At 62.4% G+C, this 14,334-nt stretch carries 11 protein-coding genes and 1 pseudogene; 10 read left to right on the plus strand and 2 right to left on the minus strand.

Translation table 11 applies throughout. From position 1 onward, the window contains the following. Positions 1-9: 9 nt before the first annotated feature. The 9 genes from QMK31_RS00520 to QMK31_RS00560 all read left to right on the plus strand — a co-directional run bounded on the left by QMK31_RS00520 (position 10) and on the right by QMK31_RS00560 (position 9,510). Positions 10-645, plus strand: a complete 636-nt coding sequence (locus tag QMK31_RS00520; protein ID WP_283499783.1) for a TetR/AcrR family transcriptional regulator — start codon at positions 10-12, stop codon at positions 643-645. A 57-nt stretch (positions 646-702) separates the two neighbouring features. Beyond that, positions 703-1,590, plus strand: coding sequence for a beta-keto acid cleavage family enzyme (locus QMK31_RS00525; RefSeq protein WP_283499017.1), 888 nt, complete (start codon positions 703-705; stop codon positions 1,588-1,590). Positions 1,591-1,592: 2 nt separating this feature from the next. Beyond that, entirely contained in the window at positions 1,593-2,567 is a 975-nt protein-coding gene (locus QMK31_RS00530) for a 3-hydroxyacyl-CoA dehydrogenase NAD-binding domain-containing protein (protein ID WP_283499018.1), read from the plus strand. Continuing rightward, positions 2,567-3,022: a thioesterase family protein gene (locus tag QMK31_RS00535; RefSeq protein ID WP_283499019.1), complete on the plus strand. Its 456-nt coding sequence runs from the start codon at positions 2,567-2,569 to the stop codon at positions 3,020-3,022. The genes QMK31_RS00530 and QMK31_RS00535 overlap by 1 nt, the downstream gene beginning before the upstream one ends. 153 nt (positions 3,023-3,175) lie before the next feature. Next, complete coding sequence (locus QMK31_RS00540; protein ID WP_349361534.1) at positions 3,176-4,837, plus strand: ABC transporter substrate-binding protein; 1,662 nt, start codon at positions 3,176-3,178, stop codon at positions 4,835-4,837. Further along, entirely contained in the window at positions 4,837-5,793 is a 957-nt protein-coding gene (locus tag QMK31_RS00545) for an ABC transporter permease (protein WP_283499020.1), read from the plus strand. The genes QMK31_RS00540 and QMK31_RS00545 overlap by 1 nt, the downstream gene beginning before the upstream one ends. Further along, positions 5,790-6,674 (plus strand): ABC transporter permease, encoded by an 885-nt coding sequence (locus tag QMK31_RS00550; RefSeq protein ID WP_283499021.1) that lies wholly within the window; start codon positions 5,790-5,792, stop codon positions 6,672-6,674. Before QMK31_RS00545 ends, QMK31_RS00550 begins: the two co-directional genes overlap by 4 nt. Continuing rightward, positions 6,671-8,344, plus strand: a complete 1,674-nt coding sequence (locus QMK31_RS00555; protein WP_283499022.1) for an ATP-binding cassette domain-containing protein — start codon at positions 6,671-6,673, stop codon at positions 8,342-8,344. The genes QMK31_RS00550 and QMK31_RS00555 overlap by 4 nt, the downstream gene beginning before the upstream one ends. Beyond that, on the plus strand, positions 8,341-9,510 hold the full coding sequence (locus QMK31_RS00560) for a serine hydrolase domain-containing protein (protein WP_283499023.1): 1,170 nt from the start codon (positions 8,341-8,343) through the stop codon (positions 9,508-9,510). Before QMK31_RS00555 ends, QMK31_RS00560 begins: the two co-directional genes overlap by 4 nt. Before the next feature lie 230 nt (positions 9,511-9,740). Here the strand turns inward: QMK31_RS00560 and QMK31_RS00565 are convergent, their stop codons facing one another. Both QMK31_RS00565 and QMK31_RS00570 read right to left on the minus strand, forming a co-directional pair. Next, entirely contained in the window at positions 9,741-10,778 is a 1,038-nt protein-coding gene (locus QMK31_RS00565; protein WP_283499024.1) for an NAD(P)-dependent alcohol dehydrogenase, read from the minus strand. Positions 10,779-10,942: 164 nt separating this feature from the next. Continuing rightward, a pseudogene (locus tag QMK31_RS00570) lies at positions 10,943-11,137 on the minus strand (IS256 family transposase); the annotation flags it as partial. A 125-nt stretch (positions 11,138-11,262) separates the two neighbouring features. Here QMK31_RS00570 and QMK31_RS00575 point away from each other — a divergent pair. Then, a complete protein-coding gene (locus QMK31_RS00575) occupies positions 11,263-14,307 on the plus strand; it encodes a Tn3 family transposase (RefSeq protein WP_283499025.1) in 3,045 nt (1,014 codons plus the stop codon). Positions 14,308-14,334: the final 27 nt, after the last annotated feature.

The raw sequence follows: 14,334 nt of genomic DNA on the forward strand, positions 1-14,334 counted from the left end.
GACGCGGTAATGTCTGCCGTCCCGGCGGCGACCATTCTGCCGACCCGCCATTTTGAAGACCGTGGGCACGCCCTGAAACGCCGAAATATCGTTGAAAAGGCCTGGTGGTTGTTTGCCGCCCGAGGCTACGCCTCGGTACGCATTGCCGACATTGCTGCCGCGAGCGGAATGACAGACAGCACGGTGCACTATTACTTTCGCACCAAGCGTGAAATCTTCGCTGAAGCGTTGCGTTATTCGGTAAAGCTTGCCTTCGACCGACAGATCGCGGAACTGCATCTTTTCCCCGACCCTGTTGATCGCTTGAAGCGCCTGGCCTTCCTGCAACTGCCAGCTGGTGAGCGCGGACACGCTGAGATGTCGATCTGGTTGCAAACCTGGGCTGAAGCCGCCGTAGACCCGGCCTGGCAAGAGGGGCACGAGCAGAGTTACCGCCGTTGGTCGCAGACAGTACACGACATCATCGTCGACGGTCAGAACCGCGGCTGCTTCACACTGGTCGACGCGGACGACCTCACCATGCAGCTAACCGCGGTTATTGATGGCCTCAACATTAAGGTCCTCACCGGAATGTTGACCCCGGATCAGATGTATGCGCAGATTGAAAAGTTTATCGACCGCACGATCGTGACGCCCAATTCCTGACCAGCCGGCACCCGTCACCGCTATTTAGATCCAAAGATCCACAGAAATGAGTCCAACATGAATCGAAAAGTTATCGTCACCTGCGCCGTCACGGGCGCGGGAGATACCACCGGCAAGAGCGAACATGTTCCGGTCACCCCGGAGGAGATCGCAGCGGATGCTGTGGCTGCGACCCGCGCCGGGGCATCCGTCGTGCATGTTCATGTTCGCGACATTGTGACCAAGCAGAGTTCGCGCGATGTCGCCCTGTACCGGGAGGTTGTACGCCTCATCAAAGCCAGCGACGTTGACCCGGTCATCAACCTGACCGCCGGCATGGGCGGCGACCTCGTGCTTGACCCGTCACACCCGACCAGGCAGCTGCCGGGCACTGATCTGGTCAGCGGTCTGGAGCGGCTTGCCCACGTAGTGGAATTGCGCCCCGAAATTTGCACCATCGACATGGGTACCCTCAACTTCGGCGAGGGGAGTAACGTCTATATCGCAACGCCCGACATGCTCCGCGAGGGTGCCGCCCGCATTCAGGAGCTCGGCGTCAAGCCTGAAATGGAAATCTTCGACACCGGCAACCTGTGGTTTGCCAATGTGCTCGTCGAGGAAGGGCTGATCAGCCCGCCGCCGCTGTACCAGCTCTGCATGGGAATTCCCTACGGCGCCCCGGCCGATCCCGGCCTGCTCCAGGCCATGGTGAACATGCTGCCGGCGGGGGCGAACTGGACCTCGTTCTCGATCGGTCGTAATCAAATGCCGTGGGTGGCACAGTCGGTGCTGCTCGGCGGGCACGTGCGGGTGGGGCTCGAAGACAACCTTTACCTCGCCAAAGGCATCAAGGCCACAAATGCGCAACTGACCGAACGGGCCATCAGCATCGTGCACGACCTCGGCAAATCCGTCGCCACTCCCGACGAAGCCCGCGACATTCTTCAGCTCGACCGAAAGGCGTAACCATGACCGCTTCATTCACTCAAACGGATGCCCGCGGCAGCGTCGCCGACGTGCGGACGATCGCGTGCATCGGCGCTGGCACCATCGGTGCCGGCTGGGCGGCCTATTTTCTGGCCAAGGGATACCACGTGAAGATCTGGGATCCCGCTCCAGACGCCGCGCCGAGAGTGCGGCAACTTATCGAAGCGGCCTGGCCGGCACTGACCCAGCTGGGGCTTCACGCCGACGCGTCGCCCGAGAACTTCACCGTGCACACCGACCTCGCCGAAGCCGTCGTCGGGGTGGGTTTCGTGCAGGAGAGCGCCCCGGAGGTGCTCGAACTCAAACAGAACCTGCTCGCCGAGATTGACGCGGTCACCGCCGCCGACGTTGTGATTGCCTCCTCCACCTCGGGCTACAGCATGACCGATATGGCAACTCGGGCGAAGTCCCCGAGCAGGCTGGTCGTCGGCCACCCGTTCAACCCGCCGTACCTAATTCCGCTGGTCGAAGTTGTCGGCGGGGAAGCAACGAGCGCTTCTGCGGTGCAGTGGGCCGCGGACTTTTACGAGTACATCGGAAAGTCCGTCATCAAGATGGACCGCGAAATACCCGGCTTTATTGCCAATCGCCTGCAGGAAGCGCTCTGGCGAGAGGCGCTGCACATGATCGACAACGGCGAAGCCACGGTGGAGCAGATCGACCGCTCGATCACCGACGGTCCCGGTCTGCGCTGGCCCATTCATGGACCGATGACGACCTTTCACCTCGCCGGCGGCCAGGGCGGGATGCGGCACATGCTCGAACACTTTGGCCCATCACTCAAATCGCCGTGGACCCGGCTTGAGGCCCCGGAACTCACCGATGACCTGCGGGAAGCGGTCATCGCCGGTGTCGATGACGCTGAGGAACGCTCGGTGAACGATCTCATCATCGAACGCGACGCGGCGATCATTGCCGTTCGAACCGTGATTGACGAGATTAGGGGGCGCCGTTGATGACGGTGCTCGATGCGTACCAGTGCACTGTTCGACCGGAGTGGATCGACTATAACGGTCACCTGTCAGAGGGCTACTACGTACTCGCCTTCGGCTTCGCCACCGATCAGGTGATGGACGCCATCGGCCTGGGCGCAGCCTATCGAGCTAGCACCGGATGCTCCCTCTACACGGTCGAGGCGCACGTGCGCTACCTTGCGGAGACCGGTGAGGGCGCTGCCCTGGCCATCACCACCACGGTCGTTGGTGCGGCAGCCAAGAAACTCCACATCGCGCACGAAATGCGCTCGGATGGCGTGTTGATCGCTACCGAGGAATTGCTGGCCCTGCACGTAGATACGGAATCGGGCCGCACCGTGGCGTTCCCCGCACCGGTCACCGTCGCGATCATCGACCATCAAATACCAGAAGGCGCAGTCGTCCCGCACTGGATCGGTCGCGCTGTGTCGCTCTAGCGCGCCAAAGCTCTGCCTTCAGCAGCGGCGTTATCGGGCAGAACTGCACCGTCTTTGATCAAGTACTTCGACACCAATCAGCGGTATACCCGGCACGGCCTCAGCTTTCTCACCGTGCGACCGCTTCACGTTTTGCAATCGAAAAAGAGTCCCATGTCTACTTCTGAATCATCTTCCCTAGAACCGAATTCGCCGGGAACGCCGGCCGGCATCTCTGACGCCGGTCCCGTCCGGGGCATATTCTCTGCGGCATCCGCTCGCTTCCTTTCCCGCCGTCACGTTCTGGGCGGCAGCATGGCCATTGGCGTCGGCGCTCTCCTGACCGCCTGCAGCAGTACGGCGGCAACCCCCTTGCCCGCACTGACTGGTCCGCCCCAACCGGGGGGAACACTGCGGGTAGGTCTCGTCGGTGGCGGGGCAGCCGACACCCTCGACGCACACATTCCGGTCTCTACTACTGATATCGCCCGCGTTGTGAGCCTCTACGAGGCACTTCTCTACCGCGATGAGAACTTCGATCTCAAACCGCTGCTGGCGCTGTCGGCGACGCCGTCGGCCGATGCCAAAACCTGGACTGTCAAACTCCGTCAGGGTGTGCTTTTTCATGATGGGCGCACGATGACCAGCCGAGATGTCGCCGCGACTTTCGCCCGCATCGTCGACCCGGAGAATCCGAAATCGGGGGCCGCAAGCCTGACTGTTCTCGACGAGGTCGCCGTGCTCGAAGACTACCTGTTGGAATTTCGGCTCAACACCCCAACGGCGACCTTCGACGATTCGCTCGGTCAGTACGCCCTGGGGATCGTGCCAGCAGATTATGACCCGCAGAACCCGGTCGGCACCGGACCGTTTAAATACAAGTCATTCACCGCGGGGCGGCGCAGCCTGTTCACGCGCAATAACAAGTATTGGCGGGACGCCGAGCCCTACCTCGACGAGCTGCGTATCCTCAATTTCAGCGACGACAATGCGCTTATCAACGCACTCCTCGCCACGCAGGTTGACGCGATCGGCCAGGTTCCGCTAGCACTGCTCGAGGTGCTGAAAACGGATCCGCGTGTGAATATTCTCAACTCTGAGACCGGCATGTGGCTTCCCTTCACCATGCGCGTGGACCGTGCCCCGTTCGATGACGTTCGGGTGAGGCAAGCATTCCGGCTCGTCGTTGATCGGGAACAGATGGTCGAACAGGTACTCAGCGGGCACGGAACCGTTGGCAATGACATGTATGCCCTGTACGACCCCGGCTACGCCGAAAATCTGCCGCAACGCGTACAGAACATCGAGCGCGCCAAGGAACTATTAGCCGAGGCCGGCTACCCCGACGGGCTCGATGTAGAGCTGGTGACCGCCCCGATCCAGTCGGGTGCCGTTGAAGCTGCGCAAGTCTTCGCGCAGCAGGCACTCGCCGCAGGAATCAACGTGAACATTCGCCGCGTGGACACGACCACGTTCTTCGGTGACGACTATTTGCAGTGGGATTTCGCGCAGGACTTTTGGTACACCCGCAATTTCTTGCCGCAGGCAAACAACGGCTCGCTTCCCAACTCGCCCTACAACGAGACCCATTGGCAAAATCCACGTTTCCAGCAACTGGTCGAGCAAGCCAAATCGACCATTAACCCGACCGAACGCAACGCCCTCATTACCGAGGCGCAAACCATCGAATACAACGAAGGCGGTTACATCATCTGGGGCCACCCCAATCAAGCGGATGCCTATCAGCGCTACGTCGGCGGGCTGGTGTCCAACAGCACCGGACTACCGCTGTCAGGACTCGAATTTCGGCGCGTCTGGCTCGGAGGCCAGTCCTGATGGCCGGGCTCATTTTTCGACGACTGTCGATCAGTGCGATTATCCTGCTTGTCGTCTCGATACTCGTTTTCGTGGCGACTCTGTTGCTGCCCGGAGACCCAGCCCAAGCCATTCTCGGTCAGCAGGCTACGCCCGAACGGTTGGCAGCGCTGCGCGAACAGATGAACCTGAATGATCCGTTCGCGCAACGCTATCTGCACTGGCTCGGCGGCCTGTTCGTCGGCGACTTTGGTGTGTCGACCGCGTCGGGTGGTTCCGTAGGCGCACTCCTGGGCGATCGCATTGCAGCCTCGCTGGTGCTGATGGTCGCTGCCGCAGCGATAAGCATTCCCGTCGGAATCCTTGTCGGTACCTATAGTGCCCTCCGCCGCGGCAGGGCGGGGGACCACGCAGCTACGGGCATTTCCCTGGTCCTCGCGGCTCTTCCCGACTTCGTGATCGGCATTGTCCTTGTGACCCTGTTCTCGACCACGGTGTTCACCGTGCTGCCGTCGGTGACGCTGGCACCACCGGGTGAGCAGGTGTGGGATTATCCGAGCCAACTGATCTTGCCGGTGCTGACCCTCGTCTTAGTCGTTATGCCGTACATCATTCGCATGATGCGCACCACGATGATCGAAGTCCTGGATTCCGGCTACGTCGAAATGGCCAGGCTCAAGGGGGTGCCCGAGCGTCAAGTCATCTGGCGCCATGCCTTGCCGCACGCGATCGCACCGGTAGCTCAGGTAATCGCAATCCAGCTCGCCTGGCTCGCCGGCGGCATCGTTGTCGTGGAATTTTTGTTCCGCTATCCGGGCGTCGGTCAAGCCCTCGTCGATGCCGTGACTAACCGTGACGTGCAGGTCGTCCAGGCCCTCGCCATGCTGATTGCCGCCGTCTATGTCGTGGTTAACCTGCTCGCGGACATCGTGGGCATTCTGACCAATCCGAAACTGCGCACGGGAGGAACACGATGACCCAGATCAACACCCACACAGAAACGTCGACCACCGTCGTCGAAACGCCACCTGGACTGCTGCGCCGCATCATCCGCCAGCGACAGGCCAAGATCGGCCTTGTGCTCACCGGACTCGTCGTGATCGTGGCCGTCTTTGGTCCCCTCGTCTTGCCGTGGCTCACCGGCTACACCAGCACGGAATTCGTGGGGCGCCCCTTTCAGCCCGACGGATTGTTTGGGACCGACAATCTCGGTCGCGATATCCTCAGTCGATTCCTCGACGGCGGCCTGACATTGCTCGTCTTTGCCGCCCTCGCAACGGGGCTGGGAATGCTCCTTGGCACGACTGCCGGAATGCTCGCCGCATACCAAGGTGGCTGGCTGGACAGCGTCATCATGCGCGGCAACGACGTGCTGCTCGCCCTGCCGCAGATCGTCTTCGCGCTCCTGGCCATCACCGTGCTCGGGCCCCAGGGCTGGGTTGTGGTTTTGGTCATCGGAATCACCCACGCGCCGCGAATAGCTCGGGTTACCCGAGCGGCGGCATCCGCTGTCATCACCGAGGACTTTATTCGAGCCTCGGAAATGTACGCGGTACCGCGCTGGAAAATTCTGGTCAAGGACGTGCTGCCCAATATCACCGGCCCGCTCATGGTTGAACTCGGGCTCCGCATGACGTATTCGATCGCCGCGATCGCCTCGCTGTCATTCCTCGGCCTGGGCATGCAACCGCCCACCGCGGACTGGGGCCTGATGATAAATGAGAACCGGATCGCTCTCACCCTGCAGCCTTGGGGCGTCATTTTGCCGGTGCTGGCCATTGCCATTCTGACCGTCGGCAGCAACCTGATTACCGACGCCGTCGCGCGCGCCTCGGCCACCGTGGAGGAAAGCAAATGAGCACGACGATCGATCACACGACCACGGTCGCCCTCCAGGTCAACGATCTGCGAGTGGCCACCACGCTCGGCAAGGAAATATTGCACGGCGTGTCGTTCACCCTCGTGCCGGGACGGATGCTGGCGCTCGTCGGCGAATCCGGCTCCGGCAAGACGACGGCCGGGCTGGCCTGCCTCGGCTACTTTCGCGCCGGGCTGGAACATGTTGGCGGCACCATCGGCTTGTCTGACGAAACGGACCTGCTCTCGTTGTCGGATGCCGGGCGTCGCGGATTGCGCGGTGGTTCCATCTCGTATGTGCCTCAGGATCCAGCGCTCTCGCTGAATCCGGCCATGCGCATTGGCACCCAGATTATGGAGGTGTTGCGCGTGCACGACTATGGCGCATCGGAGGCTGCTCGCGTGGAGCGGCTGGCCGAGGTGCTCACCGATGTCGGGTTGCCCAACGACGCCGCATACCAGCGTCGGTGGCCGCACGAGCTTTCCGGTGGACAGCAGCAGCGTGTGGGCATTGCCATGGCATTCGCGTTTCGGCCCGAAGTCATGGTCATGGATGAACCCACGACCGGGCTGGACGTGACAACGCAGGCACTCGTGCTCGAGACCATCCATCAGCTCGTCTCTAAACACGCCGTCGCGGGCCTCTACATCACCCACGACCTTGCTGTCGTCTCCGAGGTGGCGGATGAGGTCGCTGTGATGCTCGCCGGACGGATCGTTGAGGTTGGACCGTGCGACGACGTGTTGCACGACCCGCAGCATGCGTACACCAGAAAGCTGCTTCGAGCCGTCCCGGACCTGGCCGGTCGGCATCGTATCGGAGAGGTCGCGGCGGTGACGGGAGCCATGCCGATCATCGGTTTTAAGGGCGCGGCATCCGCTCCGCGAGTGGTCCCTGCAACACCTGCCGCGACCACCAGCGCCAGTTTGCTGTCCGTGGCCGATTTGCGGCTGTCCTACGGCAAAACCACGGTACTCAACGGTCTCACCCTGGAGCTCGGTCGGGGAGAATCACTGATGCTGTTGGGGGAGTCCGGTTCGGGCAAGACCACGGCGGCCCGATGCATTGCCGGACTTAATGACAACTACACCGGCTCGGTCAGCCTGGCCGGCAAGGAGCTTGCACCCGGCACCCGTCAGCGCAGCGCCGAAGAACGTCATCGCATTCAATATGTGTTCCAATCGCCGCTGTCGTCACTCAACCCGCGCCGCACCATCGGTGAATCGGTCGAAGTTCCGTTGCACATGTCAGGAACGTTTAGCCGTAAAGAGCGCCGAGCCCTGGTCCTGGAAGCACTGGACCAGGTGCAACTCGCTGCGTCTTTCATCGACCGCAGACCCGGCCAACTGAGTGGTGGCGAACGCCAGCGTGCGGCCATCGCCCGCGCCCTCGTCAACGCTCCGTCCGTTCTCGTCTGCGACGAAGTCACCAGTGCACTCGACGTGTCGGTGCAGGCCTCGATTATCGACCTCTTGCGCACGCTGCAGGTGGAAACCGGAATGGCAATGGTGTTCGTCACGCATAACATTGCCCTCGCCCGCCATATCTCCCAGCGTCTGGCCGTGTTGCATGCCGGGCGTATCGTCGATATGGGGACGACCGACGAGGTGCTCGAAAACCCGCAACACAGCTACACCCAAGAACTGCTGACCCACGTGCCGACGCTGTGAGCGGCACGATTTACGCTCACAATGACGGCGCTCTGCCCGGATTCGACCAGCTCGCGCGGGTGTTCACGGAGCACGTAGAACGTTCTCACGGCGGAATGGCGTTCTGTGTGTATCGAAACGGGCATCCGCTGGTGCGCCTCTACGGCGGCAGCACCGAACAACGCGAGTCGTCAACGGATGCCGTGCTTCCCCGCTGGCAACCAGACACCATGGCCGTCATGTTCTCGGGAACCAAAGGTGTCGTAGCTACGGTGGCCGCGCTGCTGGTCGACCGCGGCGCACTCGACGTGCGCCGTCCGGTTGCGCATTACTGGCCGGAATTTGCTGCTGCCGGTAAGGAGCGCGTTACCGTGGCTCAGGTGCTCAGTCACACCGTGGGTCTGGTCTACGTGGATCCAGAACCGACGGGGGAGGGGGCCGACCTCGACAACGCAGCGAACGCGGCGGTGCTGGCAGAACAAGCACCGCTGTGGGAACCCGGAACCCGGGTGGCGTATCACGCGATCACCTACGGCTATCTCATGAACGAGATCTTTGTCAGGGTGACGGGAAAAAGTGCCGGGCAACTCATCAGAGAACTCCTTCGAGAGCCTTTGGGCCTCGATATCTATCTGGGCCTTCCTGGCCAACTGGAAAGCAGGGTGGCTCCGGTTTTTCGCGCCAAGGGGTATGCGATCAGTACCTTCCTCACCGATCCGGAACGACGCAGAATCGTCGAGCGGATGTATGGCACGACCCTGCTCGGGCGCTCGCTGCGCGCAAATACTGTGGAAATGCATCGCGGTGAACTCGCCGCGGGTGGGGGGATTGCTACGGCCGATGCAATGGCCGATCTATATTCCCGGCTCGCTGCCGGAAATCTTGTCTCCTCCGGCGCTCTTGCCGATGCCACTGAAACCTGGTCTTCGGGGATCGACGCCATCAACGACCGGCCGCTGCGCTTTGGCCTAGGATTCGAGCTGGCCGATCCGATCGGTACCTACGGACCAGAGGCGCGCGCTTTCGGACACTCCGGAGCAGGCGGAAGCCTGCACGGCGCCTGGCCCGAACGTAATCTAGGATTCTCTTTTCTCAGCACGGAGATGCTGGCTGAAAACGAAGACACTCGGGTGAAAGATTTGCTGTTCTCCCTGCATGGTTTGGGTTCGAATGATGGGACACGATGAGAAACCACAAACATGGAACTCGTGATCAGATGCAGATCAAGTGACTCGCTTTTGATCCAATATGCGGTGTCTGGTCGCCACCAATGTTTTGGGTATTTCCTTTGATCATTCCGAGGCCACTTATTGCTTCCTCGGTCATTGTTGTGACCTGATCGTCGTCGGTGATATCGGCCTCAATGGTGACGAAATCATGCCCGCGCGCCGCGGCCTTTTTCGCGACGGCTGCGGTTCTAATTCGGGTACACGATGGATTTGAGGCTATCTTCTGACTGATCGCTCTCTAGGGCTTCCTGTACGTGGTCGAGATCGAATCGCCCGGTCACGAGGGAGTCGAGGTCGACCTGCCCCGACGCAACCAGGTGAATAGCCGTGGGCCAGGTATCGACGTAACGGAAGATGCCGGTGACCGTGATCTCCAGGTTCTGAATGTGGGAGACAGGCAGCACCATTTCGGGATTTCCGAGCCCCACCAACACCACGATGCCCGCTGGCCGCACCGAGCGGATGCCGCTGTCGACGGCCCGCGCCGAGCCGCTTGCGTCGATGAAGGCGTTGACGTCGAGGTTGAGGGTGGCCGGGTCGCTAGCGACTGGGTCGATAACCCTGGTCGCACCATACTGCAGTGCACGATCCCGTTTGGCACTGATCAGGTCAGAGACGATGATTTCACTCGCACCGAAGGCCCGGGCCGTCTGCGCGGTAATGATGCCGATCGGACCGGCGCCAGCGATGAGAATCGATGATCCGGGAGCGATCTGGGCTTTCCGAATGCTGGCAATCGCAACCGAGAGTGGCTCGAGCAAGGCTGCGGCTTCAAACGACACGCAATCAGGGATGGGATGGGCGAACTCGGCCTGAATGGTCACATACCCGCAGAAGGCACCGTCAATGGGCGGAGTCGCGTAGAACTTCATGTCTGGGCACAGGTTGTACCGGCCGGCACGACATTCCCGGCACGTTCGACAGGGCCGCTGCGGCTCAATGGCGACTCGCTCGCCGACTCTTACCGCGTCGACATCAGAACCTACGGCCACGATGATGCCACTGAGCTCATGACCGAGAACTAGGGGGGAATCGACAATGAAATCGCCGATGTGTCCTTCTCGGTAGTAGTGCACGTCAGAACCGCACACCCCCACAGCGGCAACTTTGACGAGCACTTCACCAACACCCGCCACGGGTACGGCACGCTCCTCGACCGTCAGCGATTTCTGTCGTAGGAGAACGCTCGCACGCATGGTCTTCGGTAGTGATGTTGAACCAACCATAATTTGTCTTCTTTCCTGAAAGTGATCATGCAGTTCTCGGGCAGATTCCGAGAAACCGGTGGGCGGTGGCGCGATATCTAGGCCACGCCGGTTTAAATCGTTCAACGCCGATGGTGTTCAGATGATCGGGAGTGTCTCGTTAACGGTGTTCCCGCCGGTTTTCATTAGTAGGATTCTGCTTTCGCCCAGCGGTCTCGGAAGGTGATGGCGAAGGCGTTGAGAGTTGGCTTCCACCGCATCGTCCATCGCAGTCGGCCAACCCCAGTGGGGTCGAGACTGCGAGTGACTAGATACAAGCATTTTAGAGCGGCTCGCTCGGTGGGGAAATGTTCTCGAGCTCGCACCGCCCGCCGGTATCGGGGCACGAGGAACATTGGAACGAAAAGTCACGCTAACGCCCGGCCGGGCCCGATCTGAGCGAGCTCTGGTGCGCCCAGTACAGACGTGGTGATCAGTGATCGGCGATTGGACGTAGGTTGTGGTTGTGCCTGTTGACTTCTTGACCGACGTAGAAGCGGCCAGGTTCGGCCGGTTCGATGGTGTGCCGTCCCGTGCTGATCTGGAGCGGATGTTTTTCCTCGATGACGTGGATCAGGCGCTCGTCGGGGTGCGCCGTGGGGACCACAATCGGCTGGGCTTCAGCTTGTTGCTGACCACGGTCCGGTATGTGGGGACGTTCCTGGCTGATCCGTTGGACGTGCCCACGATGGTCGTGGACTACCTCGCGGATCAGTTGGGGATCTCGGACCCGTCCTGTGTGAAGCAGTACCTGGAGCGGCGCTCGACCCGGTTCGAGCACGCGGAGGAGATCAAGACCGCCAACGGGCTGAGGAATTTCGGATCGGCCGAGGCTGAACTGGAGGCGTGGGTGGACGCCCGGGCGTGGACTACGGGCGATGGGCCGAAGGCCATTTTCACAGACGCTACGGTGTGGCTGCGTGAGCACGAAGTGCTGTTGCCCGGGGTCAGTACCCTGACCCGGCTGGTAGCCCGGGTCCGTGACGCGGCTACTGCACGCTTGTGGGACACCCTGTCCTGCCTGACGACCGAGGAGCAGCGGCGGATGTTGGGGTCGTTGTTGGTGGTTCCGGCCGGGGCACGGGTCTCGGACCTGGAGCGGTGGCGCCAGGGTCCCTCGCGGGCGTCGGGCCCATCGATGATCAAGGCGTTGGACCGGGTCGCCCAGATCAGGGGCCTCGGATTCTCGGGCCTGGGCGTGGAGGGAGTGGTGCCTCGCCGGCGTCTGGTCGAGCTGGCCCGCTACGGGATGGCGGGTAAGGCCACCGCGTTGGAACGTCACCCGGAGCCCCGCAAGATCGCGACCCTGTTGGCCACAGTCGTGCACCTGGAGGCCACGGCAACCGACGACGCCCTGGACCTGCTCGATCTGCTGCTGAGCACCGAGCTCGTGGGCAAGGCAAAGCGGGAAGCGGATAAGGCCACGGTCCGCCGTCATCCGCAGCTCGCTAAGGCGTCCGCCCAGCTGGCAGCCGCGATGGGTGTCCTGTTCGAGGCCACCGCAGGCAATGAACACATGGACCTGCGAGACATCTGGGCGGCGATCGACGCGATCGTCTCCAGGCCCCAGCTGCGCGCGGCGCTGGCCACGGTCACCGAGATGCTGCCGCCCCCGGACGCTGTCGACTTCAGCGACTGGCGCAAGGATCTGACCGGGCGGATCGTGACGGTCAGCGGCTTCCTGAAGATCCTTCCCGACGTCATAACGTTCGGTGCGAACCCGGAGGCCGTCGCCGTACTCGACGCGTTGGGCGACTTACCTGCCCTGCTGAGCAGTCGCAAGAAGCCGACCGTGAACGACATCCATGCTGGTGTAGTGACGGGTCCGTGGAAGCGGTTGGTGTTTGGGGAGTCCCCGATACCGGACGGGAGTATCGACAGGTCCGCGTATGTGTTCTGTGTCCTCGAGCAGTTCCACCACCACCTGCGGCGGCGTGACGTGTACGCCGCCGCGTCCGACCGGTGGCGCGACCCGCAGGCGGACCTGCTCGCCGGGGCCGAGTGGGTGGGCGTCAAGGACACGGTCCTGATAGCCCTGGGCCTGCCCGATAACCCCGACGCGCTCCTCGCTGGGCACGCCCGTGAGCTGGACGAGGCCTACCGGCAGGTCGGCGGGCGTCTGGTGACCAACACCGCGGCGAGCGTCGATCATCAGGGCAAGCTGCATGTCGCGAGCCTCAAAGCTGTCCCTGAGCCACCGAGCCTGGTCGACCTGCGTAGGCGCACCGCCGCGATGATGCCCCTGGTGGAGCTCCCCGAGCTGATCTTGGAGGTCATGGGCTGGGAGCCCGGGTTCGAAGAAGCCTTCACCGCCCTGTCCGGGGGCACGTCCCGGCTGAAGGACCTGCGGGTCACGATCGCCGCGGCGCTGACCGCGCACTCCTTGAACATCGGGTTCACCCCGATCACCAAGAAGGGCATCGAGAGCCTGGAACGGGACCGGATCAGCCACGTCGACCAGAACTACCTGCGCGCCCAGACGTACGCGGCGGCCAACGCCACGCTCATCGGGGCTCAGGCGAGGATTCCGTTCGCGACCGCGCTGGGTGGCGGGCTCGTCGCGGCGGTGGACGGGATGCGGTTCGTCGTTCCGGTCCCGTCCCTGTTTGCTCGCCCGAACCGCAAGTACTTCGGGCCCAAGCGCGGCATGACCTGGCTGAACATGATCAACAACCAGGCCGCGGGGCTGGGCTCCAAAGTTGTCGCGGGCACCCCCAAGGACTCCCTCCACGCGATCGACGTGTTCTTCGGCCAGGACGGCGGGCCGACCCCGGAGGTATTCGTGACCGACACCGGGTCTTACTCCGACCTGACCTTCGGCCTCGTCCACCTGCTCGGCAAGCAGTACCGGCCCGCGCTGGCCGATCTGCCGGACCAGAAACTGTGGCGGATCAGCACCGACGCCGACTACGGGCCTCTGAACACCGCGGCCCGCGGGAAGATCGACCTGGCCAAGGTCCGCCGGCACTGGCCCGGCATCCTGCGAGTCGTCGGGTCCATCTACACCGGCACGGTGCGGGCCTACGACATGGTCAAGATGCTGCAACGCGACGGGTCACCCACCCCGCTGGGAGACGCGATCGCCGCGTACGGGCGGATCTTCAAGTCCCTGCACGTCCTGACGTACCTCGACGACGAGGTCTACCGCCGCGACATCAAGGGCATCCGGAACCTGCAAGAAGGGCGCCACGCCCTCGCGGAGAAGATCTTCCACGGCAAGAAAGGCCAGCTCTACCAGCGCTACCAAACCGGGATGGAAGACCAGCTCGGAGCCCTGGGCCTTGTCCTGAACTGCGTAGTCCTGTGGAACACGTCCTACCTCAACGCCGCCCTAGACCAGCTACTCGCACAGGGATACCCGGTCCTGGACGACGACGCAGCCCGACTGTCGCCATTCATCCGCCGCCACCTGGACGTCCACGGAAAATACTCCTTCGTCATACCCGAACTCCTCGGCGCCCTGCGCGAACTGCGCGACCCCGACGCCAGCGAAAAGGACGACAACGAATGAACAATGCTGCGCCATGGAACCGGCGGT

The organism is Cryobacterium sp. PH31-O1 (assembly GCF_030063455.1).
In the GTDB taxonomy this organism is placed as follows: domain Bacteria; phylum Actinomycetota; class Actinomycetes; order Actinomycetales; family Microbacteriaceae; genus Cryobacterium.

What these genes read in the sequence shown, in the direction of transcription:
- QMK31_RS00540 (WP_349361534.1), top strand. Translation starts at nt 3,176, where the DNA reads ATGTCTACTTCTGAATCATCTTCCCTAGAACCGAATTCGCCGGGAACG.
- QMK31_RS00535 (WP_283499019.1), top strand. Translation starts at nt 2,567, where the DNA reads ATGACGGTGCTCGATGCGTACCAGTGCACTGTTCGACCGGAGTGGATC.
- QMK31_RS00555 (WP_283499022.1), top strand. Translation starts at nt 6,671, where the DNA reads ATGAGCACGACGATCGATCACACGACCACGGTCGCCCTCCAGGTCAAC.
- QMK31_RS00525 (WP_283499017.1), top strand. Translation starts at nt 703, where the DNA reads ATGAATCGAAAAGTTATCGTCACCTGCGCCGTCACGGGCGCGGGAGAT.
- QMK31_RS00530 (WP_283499018.1), top strand. Translation starts at nt 1,593, where the DNA reads ATGACCGCTTCATTCACTCAAACGGATGCCCGCGGCAGCGTCGCCGAC.
- QMK31_RS00565 (WP_283499024.1), bottom strand. Translation starts at nt 10,778, where the DNA reads ATGGTTGGTTCAACATCACTACCGAAGACCATGCGTGCGAGCGTTCTC.
- QMK31_RS00520 (WP_283499783.1), top strand. Translation starts at nt 10, where the DNA reads ATGTCTGCCGTCCCGGCGGCGACCATTCTGCCGACCCGCCATTTTGAA.
- QMK31_RS00545 (WP_283499020.1), top strand. Translation starts at nt 4,837, where the DNA reads ATGGCCGGGCTCATTTTTCGACGACTGTCGATCAGTGCGATTATCCTG.
- QMK31_RS00550 (WP_283499021.1), top strand. Translation starts at nt 5,790, where the DNA reads ATGACCCAGATCAACACCCACACAGAAACGTCGACCACCGTCGTCGAA.